Below are 16,684 nucleotides of genomic sequence, written 5' to 3' on the forward strand. Positions count from 1 at the left end.
GATTGTCCGGCGCACTCGGCGTACCGCAAGAGAGAGACGGCGTTCTGTCGCGGCGAACTCTTCAAGGCACGGTGCTATTGCTGGCTTTCTGGGGCTTACAGGCGGCGCTTATGCCTGTGCTGTACGAAGTTGATCGTGCCCACGCTCGGCGAGGGTATTGCACCCATGAGCCTGGTTAACTGAGCACGATCAAGTTCGTTGGCAGGGACAGTCGAACTTAGTCCTGGCGGCTGGTGACTTCGAGCAGGTGATAACCAAACTGGGTTTTCACCGGGCCTTGCACGACATTCAGCGGGGCGCTGAAAACTACGGTGTCGAACTCTTTAACCATCTGACCGGGGCCGAACGAGCCGAGATCGCCACCTTGACGGCTGGATGGGCAGGTCGAGTTGTCTTTAGCAACCTGGGCGAAATCGGCGCCCGCTTCGATGGAGGCTTTCAGTTCGTTGCACTTGGCTTCGCTGGCAACCAGGATGTGACGGGCAGTGGCTTTGGCCATGGGGATTACTCCTTTCAGATAAGGTGCGCAGCCTACCGCAAACAGGGGGCTAATCAAATGCTGGCAAGGCTGGATCAGGCCGGGCGGCCCCAGTTCGGTATGGATGCCCGCGCGTCAACTCACCTGCAGTGCTGCAGCGACCGCTCTTCACCCCGTTCGGCCGAGGCGGGTTTCGCTGCGGTCTAACCTGGCCCTTGAGGCAATGGATTAACGCCGCCTTGTGCGTTGTCTAAAATGGGTGAAGAGGGCGCAACAGTGCCCAGATGTCCACTTCAGGAGGTCTCGCTATGAATACCTTGACCATCGAAGGCTGGTGCAAAGCCAGCGGTGACCAGAAGTCCACTCCGATCGGAGAAATCCACTTTCGCGTCAGTGAGACCGACCATTTGCGTCTGGAACAAGCCGAGGAGCGCCTGCAGGAAACCCATGAGCCCGAAGTGATGGTCGATGTCGATATGAGCACGCTGGAACTGGTCACACCGGAGCAGTGCGGCGCCTTATCCGATTGCCAATTGCGCGTCTATCTGAGCAAAGGCGACCAACGTGGCCAGTTCCATTTGGTCGGGCATCGGGCGAGCGACGGCAGCCTGGTGTACACCAACGCGGTGATGGTCGATCAGCTGGGTTAGCCGCACCGCATTGCGCTGTGCTGTGCAGACGGCAGGTTTTTCCCGTGTGCCGGGGAAGCGTCATGGTGCTCTGGAGTACTGGCTGTGAACCGACTATTTCCGCTCCCCCTGTCGGGCAGTGCCATGGGTCATCCGATACTGTGCGGGGGTCATGCGAAAACGGCGCACGAACACCCGGACGAGATGTTCGTCGGAGGTAAAACCTGCGGCACGCGCAGCTGCCTTTGCACTGGCCCCTTGCTCTAGATGCTCGCGCGCCACTTGCAAGCGCAGAGCCTCTACGAAGGCAGCCGGGGTCTGTCCTGTTTCGGCCAGGAAATGTCGATGGAAGCTGCGCTGCGACTCACCCGCGCGGGCCGCAAGCTCATCGTTGCTGATCGGCGTCTGCAAATGTGTGCGGACCCAGTCCACCAGGCTGGCGTAGCGTCCGGCCTGCGCGTCGAGCACCAGGGAGAACTGCGACTGATTACCCAGCCGGCGTACGGGCAGGATCAGCTGCTTTGCGACTCGGCTGGCGACCCAGCGCCCGAGGTCGTGTTCCACCATGCCCAGGCACATGTCTATACCTGAAGTCACCCCGCCGGAGGTCCATAGCCGACCGTCTTGCACGTAGATCGCATCGGCTTCCACGCTGATGTTCGGGTAATGGCGATCCAGAGTGGCAGCGGCGGACCAATGGGTGGTGACTTTGCTGCCGTCAAGCAGCCCCCATTCCGCCAGGGCGAAGGCCCCCGAGCAAACCGAGCCATAGCGGCGTGCCGTGGCCGCCACCAAGCGAATCCAGGCGGCCAATGCCTGATCCTGGATTGCCGCCATCAACCCATCCTCAGCGCCGCCGGCAACGATCAGCGTATCGATGCCGGCTGGCGGCAGATCAATGATGGGGCGGGTGACAATGTCGATGCCATTCAGTGTGGCCGTGGCGCCACCTGCCGTTGACGCGCTAACCAGCTCGTAGAACGGCTCGACATTGAAGCTGTTGGCCAGCGTGAAAACGTCTGCGGGCCCTGCGACGTCGAGCATCTGCACGCCCGGGAAGGCCACCACTACAACCTTGCTTTTGTCCGCCGATTTCATCTGTGGGACTCCGATGACGTCTATGTTTGGCAGAAATCGGCAGATTATTGTCATTGATGCCAGTCGCGGGCAATTGAAGAATGGCCGCCAAACCCAGTGCGCGACATTTCGCCCAGGATCCAACCATGACTGCACCGCTGAAGATCGGCTTTCTGCTGTACCCCAACCTGACACAGCTCGACCTCACGGGCCCCGCTCAAGTGTTCGCCCATATGAGTGGCAGCCAACGTCACTTCGTTTGGAAGACCATGGAAGCGGTGCCCAGTGATTCCGGCATCAGCTTGCTGCCGACCGACACGTTCGAGTCCTGCCCCGATCTCGACCTGCTGTGCATTCCCGGTGGTCCCGGCCAGAACGCCTTGATGCAGGACGCTGCGGTGCTCGGCTGGTTATCGCGCCAGGGCGCGCAAGCAAGCTGGATCACCAGTGTCTGCTCGGGTTCATTGCTGCTCGGTGCAGCCGGCTTGTTGAAGGGCTATCGCGCGGCCAGCCACTGGAACTACCGCCAGTACCTGCCGGCTTTCGGCGCCACCATCGACGAAGGGCGGGTGGTCAGGGATCGCAACCGCATCACGGGTGGCGGTATAACCGCCGGCATCGACTTTGCATTGGAGGTCGTCGCCACGCTGCGAGGGCAGGCAGAGGCAGAGGAGATTCAACTGCTGCTCGAGTACGCACCGCAACCCCCGTTCGATTGCGGGCGACCGGAACTAGCCGAGCCGCAGCTCGTTGAACGGGTCAGGCAGCGTCTTGCGACATCCGTGCACAGCATGCAAGGCCACGCTGCGAAGGAGTGACGGGGCCAGGGCGGTGGGCCCGGCGCCTATGGCGGGTGGGTATACCTCAGGCTTCGCGGCCATGGGCGGCGGCCCGCAGCTGCGTGGTGTCGACGCGCACGAAGGTGGAATCGCCGATGGCGGTGAGCACGTCGCCGGCAAACACCTCGCAGATCACCCGAGTCTTGCGCCCGACCTCGCCGTCAACCCTGGCACGCAGGGTCAGGGGCACGCCCATAGGCGTCGGCTTGATGAACTTGATACCGAGGTTGCCGGTGACGCAGTCGATGCGCGGCAGACTGCCGGCTTCGCGCTGTTCTACGCGGTAGTGGTAGGCCATGGCCGTCCAGTTTGAATGGCAGTCCACCAGCATGGCAATCAGCCCGCCGTAGACCAGGTCCGGCCAGCCGCAGTACTTGGCGTCGGGCAGGTGCTCGGCCATGACATGCACGCCATCTTCATGCCAGTAGCTCTTGACGTGCAACCCGTGCGGGTTGCGCCCGCCGCAGCCGTAACAGACACCTTCAGGTGCGGCCAGATCTTGAAGAGGGGCGTCGTGCATGTTGGTGCCTTGTCCTGGGAAATGGCCCACCAGCCTAGCGGCTTTCGCCGGGGAACTGAACCAGGGGCTCTCGGCGTTTGCCCAGGTGTCGACAAGTCCGGCCGCTGTTGTGGGCCGGGGTTATGCCTGGCTGCTAATGGTCGGTGAGCAGGCCCGTGTCGCCGTTACTTGACCACATCCAGGCGTTTATCGGTGAACACGCAGAGCACGCCGGCTTTGTTGGCCATCACCTGATAATTGAAGTCGCAATAGGCCGCAGCCACGCTCAGGGCCATCTGCTCGCTGATGGGCTGGCCTTGATCCGGGCGGAACCAGGCCATCTGCCCGGCCTTGCAGCGCTCCGCCTGGGGGTCGGTGTTGTAGGTACACAGACTGCTCTGATCGTTGGGTGGCGCGTCGTTGAAGCAGGCGGACAAGGACAGGGCAGCGGCGCTCAGCAGGAGCAGACGGACGAGAGTGCGCATGGCAGGGAATTCCAGCAAGGAAAGGAAGGGTGAGGATTAGTCTCGGGATTTCCGCGAAGGTTCCGTTGCCGCCGGGTTGATCGCTTGCCGATGCAAGTGTGGGCGCCAGCCGAAATGTGGGAGCGGCCTTGGCCGCGAAGCCCTAGTCGCTGAGATGCGGGCTTCGTACCTGACCCCCCGCATGTCCATCGCTTGCGGTCATGGGTACTCGCTTCGGACCATGATGATTGCGTTCGCTGACAGATGTTCTCATTGGCGAACGATTGCGATTCTATTTATAATTCGCGCCTTTTGATCGAGGCTGGCCTGCCGTGGGTGTTCTCTCGTCTTTCTATGACCACCTGAACGAACTGGCGATCGAGCCGGTCATCGCGCAGTTTTCCGGTATTTTCGATCTGAACGGGCGTTTCGGCGTGCTGTTTCTCGGCGTGTCCTACGCCGTCGCCTACGCCCTGTTTCGCTTCAGGCGGCAGCGCGGGCTGACCGACGCGCGCTCGTTCTGGCAGTTCATCGGTGGCAGCCGGGTCAATTTCCATCGCTCGGCGTTGCTGGATTACCGCTACTACTTCGTGCGGGCCATCCTCAAAGTCGCGCTGGTGCTGCCGATCATCGGCCTGGTCGACCCGCATATCCTGCGCGCCGCCGATTACATGGCCTTTTTCAGCAACCTCTGGGGCGCGCGTCCGCAACTGGGGCAGAACCTGTCACTTTCCCTGCTATACGGGCTGGGGGTGTTTCTGGTCAGCGACTTCACCCATTACTGGGTTCACCGGGCCTTTCATTGCCGCTGGCTGTGGGCGTTCCACAAGGTCCACCACTCGGCACCCGTGCTGGTGCCGGTGACCGCGAGCCGGGTGCACTTCGTCGAAAAGCTGGTCGGCAAACTGGCCAGCGCCATCTGCCTCGGCGCCTACGCTGGTGTCTTCTGGTACGCCTGCGGCGGGGAAATCAGCCGATATACCCTGTTCGGTGTGACCTACCTGGTGTTCATCTGCAGCGCCCTGGCGGCCAACCTGCGCCATAGCCATGTCTGGCTGTCGTTCGGGCCGTGGCTCGAGCATGTGCTGAACAGCCCGGCCCAGCACCAGATCCACCACAGTGATGCGCCCCGGCACTTCCACAGGAACTTCGGCACCAACCTGTCACTGTGGGACTGGATGTTCGGCACGCTCTACGTCACCACCTCGAAGCCGGAAGCCATCAGCTTTGGCACTGCCGAGCAGGATTCCCATCGCTACATGACGCTCTACGGCTTGATCGTCACGCCCTTCGTCGATACCGCCCGCCAGCTTTTCCCGACCAAGCGCGCCCAGGCCGTTGTGCCTGGATCTACCGAGACGTCTTATTCTTAGCAGGCCGTTGTAAATGTAGCGAGCGACGGCTTGTGGGCGCGGGTGGTCTACAGTTTGTCGGCGCCGGGGGGCGTATCCGACGCTTGCTGTACAGGTCAGAGCCGTTACGGTGAATATGTAGCGTTGCTCGAGCCACCTTGCTGGTGCGGGTAATAAATGACGCCAGTCCTTTTGGCTCATCATCGGTGCAGTCAGGTCGAGGGAAGTTGCCATGCATGTCAGGTCATCCGTTCTGCGTTTTGCCGCGTGCTCGTTGGGGCTGGTAGTTGCCGTCGCCGCCAGCGCGGCCGAGGAGGCACGGCTGGTCGAGTCGATCAATGCCTATCGCAGCCAAGTGCAGCGTTGCGCGGAGCAAGCCTCCGAGGAGCTGCTGCCACTGACGGCCGACCCGCGCCTGGTACTGCCCGCCAGCGGTGGCGGCGACCTGCAGCAAGCACTGGCGCGCACCGCCTATCCCATGGTCAATGTGCAGGCCATCAGCCTGTCCGGGCCGCGCGATGCGTCAGCGGCGATGAAGGTGCTGCAGGAGAGCTACTGCCAGGTGTTGCTGGACCCGCAGTTCGTCGACATCGGCGTGAGCCGCCTGGAGCGCGACTGGCGCATCGTACTGGCGCGGCCGCTGCTCGGCGGGCGCCTGGGCGACTGGCAGGCAGAAGGGCAGAAGCTGCTCGGGCAGGTCAATGCCGTGCGGGCACAGGCGCGCCAGTGTGGTGCCCAGTCGTTTGCCGCGGCGACGCCACTGGTGTGGAACGCCACACTGGGCGCGGCAGCCGAAACCCATAGCCGGGGCATGGCCAACGGCAACTTCTTCGCCCACCAAGACCGTGATGGTCGCACTCCGGGCGACCGCGCGGAACTGGCCGGCTACGGCGGGCGGCGGATCGGCGAGAACATCGCCGCCGGACTGGACGCCACGCGCAAGGTGGTCGACGGCTGGCTATCCAGTCCTGGTCATTGCGCCAACCTGATGAATCCACAGTTCAGCGAGTTGGGCGCAGCCTATGCGACCGATCCCAAAAGCGATGCAGGGATCTACTGGACGGCGCTGTTCGGCGCGCCCTGAGGGTTAATTCGGCGGGAGGAAACCGCGAAGCGTTTGTCACTGTGCGGTTATTCAGGCTACTTGCCGGCGGAGTTGAGTGCGGAGAAATAGATTGGAAATTTGCATGCAGCAGTAAGCCGGCCCACTGCGCTCAAACGAAAAGCCGTGGTCTGTTCCCTGTTGCTCTCAGTTGTTCTGTTGGTGCGAATCGGCAGGCACAAAAAAGCCGGCTGATTGGGCCGGCTTTTTATCTGGCAGCAGTTCCGATTTAGTCATACGAAGTTCTCGATCAGACAGTCGGGGCTACCTTAGGCAACGCGGTTGTCGATCAGACGATCAGAGCCACCTTCGGCGACGCGGTTTTCGATCAGGCGATCAGAGCCACCTTCGGCGACGCGGTTATCGATCAGACGATCCGAACCACCTTCGGCGACGCGGTTATCGATCAGACGATCCGAACCACCTTCGGCAATGCGGCTTTCGATCAGGCGATCCGAGCCGCCTTCAGCGACAACAGGTTGAGCGGAGGAGGCGGCAAAAACGTTGGCGGCCAGTACAGAGAAAGCAAAGCTGAGGATGAGTTGGCGTTTCATGGTGGTGTGCTCCGGGGGGGCTGGTTGGGTACGGAGCAGATGGTACGCTCGAGGTTTTTTAAGAGAACTTCATTGGGCTGATGGTAAACATCGATGCCAGCAATAGCGCATCGAGCAGCACGTCTGTTGGCAGGAGCGGGGGCATGAGCGTGATCTGTCACGCTACGGTTTCTCGTCACTCCTGGTGTGGACACGGCGCGCAAGCCCCTCCCGGCAAAGCGTGTGCAGGCGATTGCGAAACGTCCTGTACTTAGCGCCGATCAACCCATCCGCCGATGCCATTAACAGGCCAGCCCCGGCAGCCTTGTACACTGTGGTTTTCCCAGAGAACCTTGTCATGAACAATCCGCCTTTCGGCGTCGGTGACGCCTCCTATCAGGCCGCCGGGGGTATCGATGGCCTGCGCCGCTTGGTCGATGATTTCTACCGCCTGATGGACCAGTTGCCAGAGGCAGCCGCGTTGCGGCGCATGCACCCGCAGAGCCTGGATGCGGCCCGAGACAAGATGGCCTGCTTCCTCAGTGGTTGGCTGGGCGGCCCGCGTCTGTTCAACGAGAAGTACGGCGCCATCTCGATTCCAGCCTTCCACGCCCAGTGGCCGATCGACCAAGCCGGCAGCGATGCCTGGTTGAATTGCATGGCGCAGGCGATTGAATTGCAGGGCTACACCCCGGAGTTTGCCGAGTACCTGCTGACTCAGTTGCGGGTGCCGGCCCAGCGCATTGTCCAGGCCAGCCAGAATCGGCACGGTGTTTAGTGCGGGATTGACGGCGGGTCTGTCCGCTTTGGCCTTCGACGTAGGTGCGCGCGCGTCGTCTGTGCCATTGCGGGTTAATGGCTAACAGTAGAGCCGCCGCTCTGTGGGATGGGTTAAGCAGAGCGCTACCCCTGCGGTTGTTGGATCGCCTGCTTGATGGTTATCGCGACGTTCAACCCAGCCTGCGCGCTATGGTGCGAGTGCTGCTCGACAGCCGTTGCAAGAGCGCTTGCTCACACAGCCTGAAGAGCAGGTAGCAGGCCATGGCCAGTAGCGCTATCAGCGTCAGTTCGCCAAGCTGCAGCAAGCCGCCGCTCATCAGCGCCACCCAGCCATGCCTGACGATAAAGGCAGCATTGCTGCTGAGTAACTGCACCAGGTCGATAGTGAGGTAGCCAAAAGCCAAAAAACTCGCCGTCATAAGCAAGAAAGTCAGCAATGGATGACGGCGTAACCATCGATAAAAAGAGCTATCAATTGGCATGGCCACTCCCGTGAAGATGGCAGTCTGGTTAGGCACCTTTGCCGCCGGAACGGGTTATGCCATTGCGGCAAGGACGTACAGGAAATGTAGCTTACGCGGGGAGTAGGGCGGGCCAGGCGACGGGATGATGGGTATCGCCGTGCTCGACCCATCCTACTAATCTACGGTCACCACCTGACCCTGTAGGAGCGGCCTTGGCCGCGATGCTTTGGCTTCACGCTCCGTTTTTACCTTCCGTTCAGCCATCCACAAATCATCCAGACAACGCGGTCCAGCGGTCCCGTCATGAGGCCGAAGCGCAGCGAGGGGAGTCTGGTGTTCGATGGCTCCCATGTTCCGATCGTTCCCACGTCGAGGCGTCGAACCGTCCGAGTGGGAACGCAGCCAGTGACGCTCCGCGTCACGCATCCCAGCGGTCGACCTCGATCAGTCCTGCCTGCCCCGCGTAGTTCCTGGCACTGGAGTAACGCCAGTGCTCCGCTCGATCCACGTAGCCCCGTTTGAGTGGGTTGTGGTGGATGTAGTCGAGCTTTCACGCATCACCTTTGGGCTGTAAACCAGCTCCGCATGTGAACCCTCCTGCCAGAGTTGGTGCACACGGTCGCCCTTGTGCGCACGTTTGGCGAAGCGCAGTCGTTCCAACAAACGTTCTGCTCCTCGGACTTGCAGGTGATCAATGATCTGGCGTGCCGTGAATGACTTGAATCCACTGATGCATTTGCCCAGGTCAGGTGCCTGGGCGACGAAGTGCAGGTGGTTTTCCAGTACGACGTAGCCGTAGAGGCGCAAGCCTTGGTTTGCCTGTTGATAGCGCCAGCAGTCGAGCAGGATTTCGACCAGAGCGGGGCGGGTGAACAGCGGTAGCCACTCCAGTACTGTGCAGGTGAGAAAGTGTGGTTTTTCAGGTTCGGTGATGACGTAGCGGCTGCGGCCCATTGGATTCTTCCTTGAATCGGCTGGTTGTGGATGGAGTAGGGAGGCCTCTCTATCTTCGATGGCTCCCACGTTTCGCGTAGGAGCCTAGTCCGCGGCGCTCTGTGTCGCCACGTGAGTTGCGGGTAGGTGGACGCTGGAGCGTCGAAGGCTGCATTCCCACGCGGACGCCTCGACGCCTCGACGTGGGAACGATCTGATGCGGTTATTGCCTGGATCTTGGCGTACAGCCGCCGCTTTCGTGTTGTCTCGCTTAATGGTTCCGCCCTCACGGCGGGTCACTTTTGGCAAGCGCCCCAACAGTAACCAAAAAGTCTGGCCCCTTGCATCCGGCCCGCCTGCGGCGGGTACCCTCGCGCCATCATTGCTCCAAGGGCCCGCCGCGAAGGGCCATCCCTGGCCCATCGCGGCTCTCGCGGCATCCATGCCGCTCAACCCCTTCCACAACGATTCCTCTCGGCCTTCTGATGGGGCGGTTGGCGGCGCCTGTGAGATTGGTTGGTCGGTAATCCAAAGCAGACGAACAACTTCCGTTTGATCGTTCCCACGCTCTGCGTGGGAACGCAGCCAGTGACGCTCCGCGTCACGCATCCTGAATCTCACCGCCGACCTCGATCAACCCTCGGAACAGCGAGGGAGTAAGGGAAGTTGAGAGCAACGAAACCCGGATGCCGGGCGCGCTTTTTTTTGGAGAGATTAGGTATTTATCGATTAGCAGCCAGAAATAGGCCCGCCGCCATAAATGTTGCAGCCATAATTAGTAGTTGATTAATGGCGTTATTCTTGAACTTGTAAACGCTCCCGCCTTTCTTGGCGTATATGTCGCCGGTAAGTGCAATAAGAATTGTTGCTGGAAGAAATATTAGTAGTGTGAGAAGTACGAACCAGCGTTTTCTATACACTGGCACTTTCTCATATAAAATTCTGATTTTTTCAAAACGATTGATATCCATATCACTACTCTCGGCAGAAGTGGGAGGGCGAGGAGGCGTGTTTAGCGCACGGTGATTCTAAACTGGTAGCTCTGCTGGGCGTGTGAACTAGTTCCTGTATTGCCCGGAGCATAACGGCAGTCAACCATAGATAAGGGGGCCATGACGCATATTTGGCGGGTTTCACCAGTCCTACGATCCGATGCTTTTTCTGATGAGTATCGCTGTGCCCAACCTTGGGCTGCATTCCCACGCTCTGCGTGGGAACGATCAATTTCCCATATGGTGTCGTTGCGCTTAACCCAATCTACGAGTTAGGGCCACTGTACTAGCTTGAGTTCTTTGATTCTGATGGCCATAGCAGCGTTTGATACGCCAAATTGCATCGCCAGAGGAATTAGGTTCCGATTGTTGAAGCGTGCGCAGCGGGCAAGTGAGATTTCTCGATCTAGAGAATCTTCTTCTGCATCTAGAAGAGCTTGTGGGTCGGCCGGACTCAGGTGGAAACAAGTGACATCGTTGAACGGGAAAGGGCCTTTGAACCCGAATTGTGCCGCAAAAGCTTGCGTTAGAGGTCGAACTGGTATCAGGAAGCATGCGGCGAAATAGTCAGCTTCCCGCTCTTTTAGAGACCGTCCACTTTTAGGTGCTCCATCTAAAGGCATGTCTCGATGTATTCTTCCTTGAATCGGCTGGCTGTGAATGGGGTAGGGCGGTTTCTCTATCTGCTTGGCTCCCGCGCTTCGCCTAGGAGCCTAGCCCGCAGTGCTCTGCGTCGCCACATGAGTTGCAGGTAGGTGGACGCTGGAGCGTCGAAGGCTGCATTCCCTCGCGAAGCGTGGGAACGATCTGAAAAACTTACATTTTATTTACCCGTGCTTACCAGTCGCTGACGGCATGCGACGATGGGCATTGGCACAATATGATTTCTGTTAATCACGTTCGGTTAGGGTTTTATGAAAAAGCTATTTGTGCCTATTGTTGTATTAAGCGCTGCAGCGTTGTTGATGGGCTGCTCGGCTGATGGTTCAGATAGGCATGGCTCAAAGGGCGGTCATCTTCCCAGCCCGGAAAGGTTGCTCAAAGAGTTGGATAGCGACAATGACGGCGTTTTATCCCGGGAGGAAGTTAAAGGTCCGCTGGCTGACCACTTTGGCAAAGTAGATGCAAATAAAGACGGGTTTCTCTCGCTTTCAGAGTTGCAAAACATGCCTAGGCCCAAGGGTCGTCCATAGGTGCGGCAAGTGCCTCAATTACAGGTTGGGGCATTGATCCATAAGTAAATTATGTCGCTCCTGCCAGGAAAGGGCTGAAGTCGCCATGTGTTTTTGATCGTTGTTTCCTAATGAGTTGATATCAACTCATTAGGAATAAAAAGGGCTGCCATTTGGCAGCCCTTTTTTGTGCGTCCGTTTCACATTAAGTGAGAAACTTTCGCGGTCTAGCGATTTTGAGCGGTAAGCCGAATCAATCCCAGCTCAACGCCCCACCGGTCTGATACTCAATAACTCGCGTCTCGAAGAAGTTCTTCTCTTTCTTCAGGTCCATGATTTCCGACATCCATGGGAACGGGTTGGTGGTGCCCGGGTACTCTTCCTTCAAACCGATCTGGGTCAGACGACGGTTGGCGATGAACTTGAGGTAGTCCTCCATCATCGCGGCGTTCATGCCCAGTACGCCGCGTGGCATGGTGTCGCGGGCGTATTCGATTTCCAGTTGGGTGCCTTCCAGGATCATCTGGGTGGCTTCGTCCTTCATCGCGGCATCCCACAGGTGCGGGTTTTCGATCTTGATCTGGTTGATCACGTCGATGCCGAAGTTCAGGTGCATGGATTCGTCGCGCAGGATGTATTGGAACTGCTCGGCGACGCCGGTCATCTTGTTACGGCGGCCCATGGAGAGGATCTGGGTGAAGCCGCAATAGAAGAAGATGCCTTCCAGCACGCAGTAGTAGGCGATCAGGTTGCGCAGCAGTTCTTTGTCGGTCTCGACGGTGCCGGTTTCGAACTTCGGATCGGAGATCGAGCGGGTGTACTTGAGGCCCCAGGCGGCTTTCTTCGCGACCGAAGGAATCTCGTGGTACATGTTGAAGATCGCGCCTTCATCCATGCCCAGCGATTCGATGCAGTACTGGTAGGCGTGGGTGTGGATCGCCTCTTCGAAGGCCTGGCGCAGGATGTACTGGCGGCACTCGGGGTTGGTGATCAGGCGGTACACGGCCAGCACCAGGTTGTTGGCAACCAGCGAGTCGGCGGTGGAGAAGAAGCCGAGGTTGCGCATGACGATGCGGCGCTCGTCGTCGGTCAGGCCGTCGGTGCCTTTCCACAACGCGATGTCGGCGTTCATGTTCACTTCTTGCGGCATCCAGTGGTTGGCGCAACCATCCAGATACTTCTGCCAGGCCCAGTCGTACTTGAAGGGCACCAGTTGGTTGAGGTCGGCGCGGCAGTTGATCATGCGCTTTTCATCGACCGCGACACGCGCGGAGGCGCCTTCCAGTTCGGCCAGGCCTTCGGCGATGTCGAGCTGATCGAGGGCAGCCTTGGCGCGGGCCACGGCTGCGCTGTCGTCGGCGGCAATGGCGCGGGCTTCGACCGCGGCGGCACCGCCGACCTGGTCGAGCTTGTCGATGTTCACTTCGGTCGCTTGCGCGGCGGTGTTGCTGGCAACGGCTGCGTCGGCGCCGTCTTCCTTGTCGAATTCATCCCAGCTCAGCATGGCTTGGCTCCTGCTCGAGGGCCGGCGAAATAACCGGCCTGTATGGATATACAGTTAACTTTAGTCCGATGTGCGGCGTAGAGAAAGCGCCCGGCGACTATCGGTCGTATGGAGGAGGGCTGTTGCCTTCCTTCTTAAAGTGGGGCGTTTGGGAGTTGCGTTAGGCCTCTTCCCCTCACCCTAGCCCTCTCCCCGGAGGGGCGAGGGGACTGATCGTGGTGTTGCTTTAGTTCTGTACCCGCCATCCGAGCGCGTAGCTGAGCGAGTGAGCGCTAGGCGCTGTGCGGCCTGGCCCCGGGAGTGTACGGCTGTACATGACCGGGGTCAGACCGTGCGGCAACAACGCGGGCGCCGCTCAGATCCGCGCGTCACCTACCACCTATTGGCAGGCTTCGCAGTCTGGCTCATCGATGGCACAGGCTTTTGGTACCGGTGCCGGGCCTGCCGACATTTCTACTTCTGGTGCCTTGGCCGGCGCGGCGCTGAGGCCGTCGCCACCGCCGTTGGACACGGCATTCAGCTTGCCGGTGTTGACGGTGGACTTCTCGGTGCTGGTCGCGGCCAGGGCACGGAGGTAGTAGGTGGTTTTCAGGCCACGGTACCAGGCCATGCGGTAGGTCACGTCGAGCTTCTTGCCCGAGGCACCGGCGATGTACAGGTTCAGCGACTGCGCCTGGTCGATCCACTTCTGGCGGCGGCTGGCGGAGTCGACGATCCACTTGGTGTCCACTTCGAACGCGGTGGCGTAGAGGTCTTTCAACTCCTGCGGGATGCGCTCGATCTGCTGCACGGAACCGTCGTAGTACTTGAGGTCGTTGATCATCACCGAGTCCCACAGCCCGCGGGCCTTGAGGTCGCGCACCAGGTAGGGGTTGATCACGGTGAATTCGCCCGACAGGTTCGATTTCACGTAGAGGTTCTGGTAGGTCGGTTCGATCGACTGCGACACGCCGGTGATGTTGGCGATGGTCGCGGTCGGGGCGATGGCCATGATGTTCGAGTTGCGAATGCCTTTCTGTACACGGGCCCGCAGCGGCGCCCAGTCGAGGGATTCGTTGAGGTCGACGTCGATGTACTTCTGCCCGCGCTGCTCGATCAGAATCTGCTGGGAGTCCAGCGGCAGGATGCCTTTGGACCACAGCGAACCGTCGAAGGTCTCGTAGCTGCCGCGCTCGTCGGCCAGGTCACAGGAGGCCTGGATGGCGTAGTAGCTGACCGCTTCCATCGACTTGTCGGCGAAATCGACCGCCGCGTCGGAGCCGTACGGGATGTGCTGCAGGTACAGGGCGTCCTGGAAGCCCATGATGCCGAGACCCACCGGGCGGTGCTTGAAGTTGGAGTTCTTCGCCTGCGGCACCGAGTAGTAGTTGATGTCGATGACGTTATCGAGCATGCGCACAGCAGTCTTCACGGTCTTCGCCAGCTTGGCGGTGTCCAGCTTGCCGTCGACGATGTGGTTCGGCAGGTTGACCGAACCCAGGTTGCAGACGGCGATCTCGTCCTTGTTGGTGTTCAAGGTGATCTCGGTGCACAGGTTCGAGCTGTGTACCACGCCGACGTGCTGCTGCGGGCTGCGCAGGTTGCACGGGTCCTTGAAGGTCAGCCACGGGTGGCCGGTTTCGAACAGCATCGAGAGCATCTTGCGCCACAGGTCTTTGGCCTGGATGGTCTTGAACAGCTTGATCTTGTTGCCGAACTGGGTCAGGGCTTCGTAGTACTCGTAGCGCTCCTCGAAGGCCTTGCCGGTGAGGTCGTGCAGGTCCGGTACTTCGCTTGGGCTGAACAGGGTCCAGGGGCCATCGTCGAACACGCGCTTCATGAACAGGTCCGGAATCCAGTTGGCGGTGTTCATGTCGTGGGTGCGGCGACGGTCGTCACCGGTGTTCTTGCGCAGCTCGATGAACTCTTCGATGTCCATGTGCCAGGTTTCCAGGTAGGCGCAGACCGCGCCCTTGCGCTTGCCGCCCTGGTTGACCGCGACCGCGGTGTCGTTGACCACCTTGAGGAACGGCACCACGCCCTGGGATTTGCCGTTGGTGCCCTTGATGTAGGCGCCGAGGGCGCGTACCGGGGTCCAGTCGTTACCCAGACCGCCGGCAAACTTGGAGAGCATGGCGTTGTCGTGGATGGCGTGATAGATGCCCGACAGGTCGTCCGGCACGGTGGTCAGGTAGCACGAGGACAGCTGCGGACGCAGGGTGCCGGCGTTGAACAGGGTCGGCGTCGAGCTCATGTAGTCGAACGAGGACAGCAGGTTGTAGAACTCGATGGCGCGCTCTTCTTTGTGCTCTTCTTCGATCGCCAGGCCCATGGCCACGCGCATGAAGAACACCTGCGGCAGTTCGATGCGAGTGCCGTCCTTGTGGATGAAGTAGCGGTCGTACAGGGTCTGCAGGCCCAGGTAGGTGAACTGCTGATCGCGCTCGTGGTTGATCGCCTGGCCGAGTTTTTCCAGGTCGAAGGTGCTCAGCACCGGGTTGAGCAGCTCCAGCTCGATGCCTTTGGCGATGTAGGCCGGCAGGGCCTTGGCGTAGAGGTCGACCATTTCGTGATGGGTGGCGCTGACCGCGACGTCGAGGAAGTTCAGCGCTTCGGCGCGGATGTTGTCCATCAGCAGGCGGGCGGTGACGTAGCTGTAGTTCGGCTCACGCTCGACCAGGGTCCGTGCGGTCATCACCAGGGCGGTGCTGACGTCGCTCTGCGCCACACCGTCGTAGAGGTTTTTCAGGGTTTCTTTCTGGATCAGCGCGCCGTCGACTTCGGCCAGGCCTTCGCAGGCTTCGCGGATGATGGTGTCCAGGCGGCCCATGTCCAGCGGTGCGACGCTGCCGTCGAGGTGGGTGACGCGGATGCTTGGGTGCGGCTGGGCAATCTCGCTGGTGTCGCTCTTGCGCGCCTGGCTGCGCGATTCACGGTAGATCACGTAGTCGCGGGCGACTTTCTGCTCGCCGGCACGCATCAGGGCCAGTTCGACCTGGTCCTGGATCTCTTCGATATGGATAGTGCCGCCGGACGGCATGCGGCGCTTGAAGGTGGCGCTGACCTGCTCGGTCAGGCGCGCGACGGTGTCATGGATACGTGACGAGGCGGCGGCGGTGCCGCCTTCTACTGCGAGAAAGGCCTTGGTGATGGCCACGGTGATCTTGTCATCGCTATACGGCACCACGGTGCCGTTACGCTTGATCACGCGCAGTTGACCCGGCGCGGTGGCGGCGAGGTCCTGGTTACCATCGGCGGCCAGCGGCGTATTGGTCTGCGCCTGCTCGCGAGTAGTGTCTGTATGCATGAATGTCTCCGTGTTCGGTCATTTGTTGAGTGGGCGCTATGCAGTAGAGCGCTGCGGCTACCCACTGTTCATTCCATTTTACTAACGCCACACGCACGGCAAGAGTGCCGGGCGCATGGTGGCTTGCAAGAACTAGTTGGAAAGGGCCAGCGTATTGAAGCCCTTTCCTTGCTTTGAAATCTTGTGCCGGTGCCGCACTGGCATCACTAGATGTTGTGGTGTGCGCGCATGGGCGTTACACCGTGATCAGTATTCCAGCCGGCTATTCGCGCAGCTGGAACAATGGCCAACCGCGTTGCTGCTGATCTGGCCATCGAAGTGCTTATCTGCACCTTTTTGGATCTCGGTATAGACCGCAAAGGGGCAAATGTGCTTGTGTCGATTTTGTGCGAAAACCCAACATGTAGGTGTTTATCGCGATAGGGATACAAGATAGTGCGGTGTAGGGGGGAAGGCAAGCCAGCAAAACTTCAGTGCCTGTGGATAAATCTGTGGGTTATCTTGGGGTAACTTTCGCAAGGCCCCGTAGCTGCTGGGGTTCTCCACGGGGTACCGTTCGTCGTGGGGAGGGCGGATTTTT

General features: G+C 60.0%; 14 protein-coding genes and 2 pseudogenes. 6 read left to right on the top strand and 10 right to left on the bottom strand.

What is annotated here, in order from left to right; all coding sequences use genetic code 11:
• Nucleotides 1-217: 217 nt before the first annotated feature.
• Complete coding sequence (locus tag TMS3_RS11055; protein ID WP_025165344.1) at nucleotides 218-499, bottom strand: peptidylprolyl isomerase; 282 nt, start codon at nucleotides 497-499, stop codon at nucleotides 218-220.
• Nucleotides 500-786: 287 nt separating this feature from the next.
• Here TMS3_RS11055 and TMS3_RS11060 point away from each other — a divergent pair, with 287 nt between their 5' ends.
• Nucleotides 787-1,128 carry a hypothetical protein gene (locus tag TMS3_RS11060; protein WP_025165345.1) on the top strand — a complete coding sequence of 114 codons (342 nt, stop codon included), beginning with the start codon at nucleotides 787-789 and terminating at the stop codon, nucleotides 1,126-1,128.
• A 93-nt stretch (nucleotides 1,129-1,221) separates the two neighbouring features.
• On the opposite strand, the gene TMS3_RS11065 is transcribed toward TMS3_RS11060, so the two are convergent.
• Nucleotides 1,222-2,205: a GlxA family transcriptional regulator gene (locus TMS3_RS11065; protein WP_025165346.1), complete on the bottom strand. Its 984-nt coding sequence runs from the start codon at nucleotides 2,203-2,205 to the stop codon at nucleotides 1,222-1,224.
• A 125-nt stretch (nucleotides 2,206-2,330) separates the two neighbouring features.
• Between TMS3_RS11065 and TMS3_RS11070 the strand changes: the two genes are divergently transcribed.
• Complete coding sequence (locus TMS3_RS11070) at nucleotides 2,331-3,002, top strand: DJ-1/PfpI family protein (protein WP_025165347.1); 672 nt, start codon at nucleotides 2,331-2,333, stop codon at nucleotides 3,000-3,002.
• Nucleotides 3,003-3,048: 46 nt separating this feature from the next.
• Here the strand turns inward: TMS3_RS11070 and TMS3_RS11075 are convergent, their stop codons facing one another.
• Both TMS3_RS11075 and TMS3_RS11080 read right to left on the bottom strand, forming a co-directional pair.
• Nucleotides 3,049-3,543: a PaaI family thioesterase gene (locus TMS3_RS11075; protein WP_025165348.1), complete on the bottom strand. Its 495-nt coding sequence runs from the start codon at nucleotides 3,541-3,543 to the stop codon at nucleotides 3,049-3,051.
• 164 nt (nucleotides 3,544-3,707) lie between these two features.
• Nucleotides 3,708-4,007, bottom strand: coding sequence for a hypothetical protein (locus TMS3_RS11080; RefSeq protein WP_025165349.1), 300 nt, complete (start codon nucleotides 4,005-4,007; stop codon nucleotides 3,708-3,710).
• A 311-nt stretch (nucleotides 4,008-4,318) separates the two neighbouring features.
• On the opposite strand from TMS3_RS11080, the gene TMS3_RS11085 reads away from it, so the two are divergent.
• Both TMS3_RS11085 and TMS3_RS11090 read left to right on the top strand, forming a co-directional pair.
• Nucleotides 4,319-5,359 carry a sterol desaturase family protein gene (locus TMS3_RS11085; protein WP_025165350.1) on the top strand — a complete coding sequence of 347 codons (1,041 nt, stop codon included), beginning with the start codon at nucleotides 4,319-4,321 and terminating at the stop codon, nucleotides 5,357-5,359.
• A gap of 211 nt (nucleotides 5,360-5,570) precedes the next feature.
• On the top strand, nucleotides 5,571-6,422 hold the full coding sequence (locus tag TMS3_RS11090) for a CAP domain-containing protein (RefSeq protein WP_025165351.1): 852 nt from the start codon (nucleotides 5,571-5,573) through the stop codon (nucleotides 6,420-6,422).
• 290 nt (nucleotides 6,423-6,712) lie between these two features.
• On the opposite strand, the pseudogene TMS3_RS11095 reads toward TMS3_RS11090, so the two are convergent.
• Nucleotides 6,713-6,994, bottom strand: a pseudogene (locus TMS3_RS11095) (phage infection protein); the annotation flags it as partial.
• Nucleotides 6,995-7,331: 337 nt separating this feature from the next.
• Here TMS3_RS11095 and TMS3_RS11100 point away from each other — a divergent pair.
• Nucleotides 7,332-7,751 carry a group II truncated hemoglobin gene (locus TMS3_RS11100; RefSeq protein WP_025165353.1) on the top strand — a complete coding sequence of 140 codons (420 nt, stop codon included), beginning with the start codon at nucleotides 7,332-7,334 and terminating at the stop codon, nucleotides 7,749-7,751.
• Nucleotides 7,752-7,923: 172 nt separating this feature from the next.
• On the opposite strand, the gene TMS3_RS11105 is transcribed toward TMS3_RS11100, so the two are convergent.
• From TMS3_RS11105 to TMS3_RS11115, 3 genes and pseudogenes are all read right to left on the bottom strand, one after another.
• Nucleotides 7,924-8,235, bottom strand: coding sequence for a hypothetical protein (locus tag TMS3_RS11105; RefSeq protein ID WP_160321032.1), 312 nt, complete (start codon nucleotides 8,233-8,235; stop codon nucleotides 7,924-7,926).
• 400 nt (nucleotides 8,236-8,635) lie between these two features.
• A pseudogene (locus tag TMS3_RS11110) lies at nucleotides 8,636-9,171 on the bottom strand (REP-associated tyrosine transposase).
• 701 nt (nucleotides 9,172-9,872) lie between these two features.
• Entirely contained in the window at nucleotides 9,873-10,121 is a 249-nt protein-coding gene (locus tag TMS3_RS11115) for a hypothetical protein (protein ID WP_025165355.1), read from the bottom strand.
• 935 nt (nucleotides 10,122-11,056) lie between these two features.
• Between TMS3_RS11115 and TMS3_RS24625 the strand changes: the two genes are divergently transcribed.
• Nucleotides 11,057-11,335 (top strand): CREC-EF hand family protein, encoded by a 279-nt coding sequence (locus TMS3_RS24625; RefSeq protein ID WP_083491741.1) that lies wholly within the window; start codon nucleotides 11,057-11,059, stop codon nucleotides 11,333-11,335.
• 232 nt (nucleotides 11,336-11,567) lie between these two features.
• Here the strand turns inward: TMS3_RS24625 and TMS3_RS11120 are convergent, their stop codons facing one another.
• A complete protein-coding gene (locus TMS3_RS11120; protein ID WP_025165356.1) occupies nucleotides 11,568-12,818 on the bottom strand; it encodes a ribonucleotide-diphosphate reductase subunit beta in 1,251 nt (416 codons plus the stop codon).
• 379 nt (nucleotides 12,819-13,197) lie between these two features.
• Nucleotides 13,198-16,104, bottom strand: coding sequence for a ribonucleoside-diphosphate reductase subunit alpha (locus tag TMS3_RS11125; RefSeq protein ID WP_029866295.1), 2,907 nt, complete (start codon nucleotides 16,102-16,104; stop codon nucleotides 13,198-13,200).
• Nucleotides 16,105-16,684 lie beyond the last annotated feature (580 nt).

Source organism: Pseudomonas taeanensis MS-3, assembly GCF_000498575.2.
GTDB lineage: Bacteria > Pseudomonadota > Gammaproteobacteria > Pseudomonadales > Pseudomonadaceae > Aquipseudomonas > Aquipseudomonas taeanensis.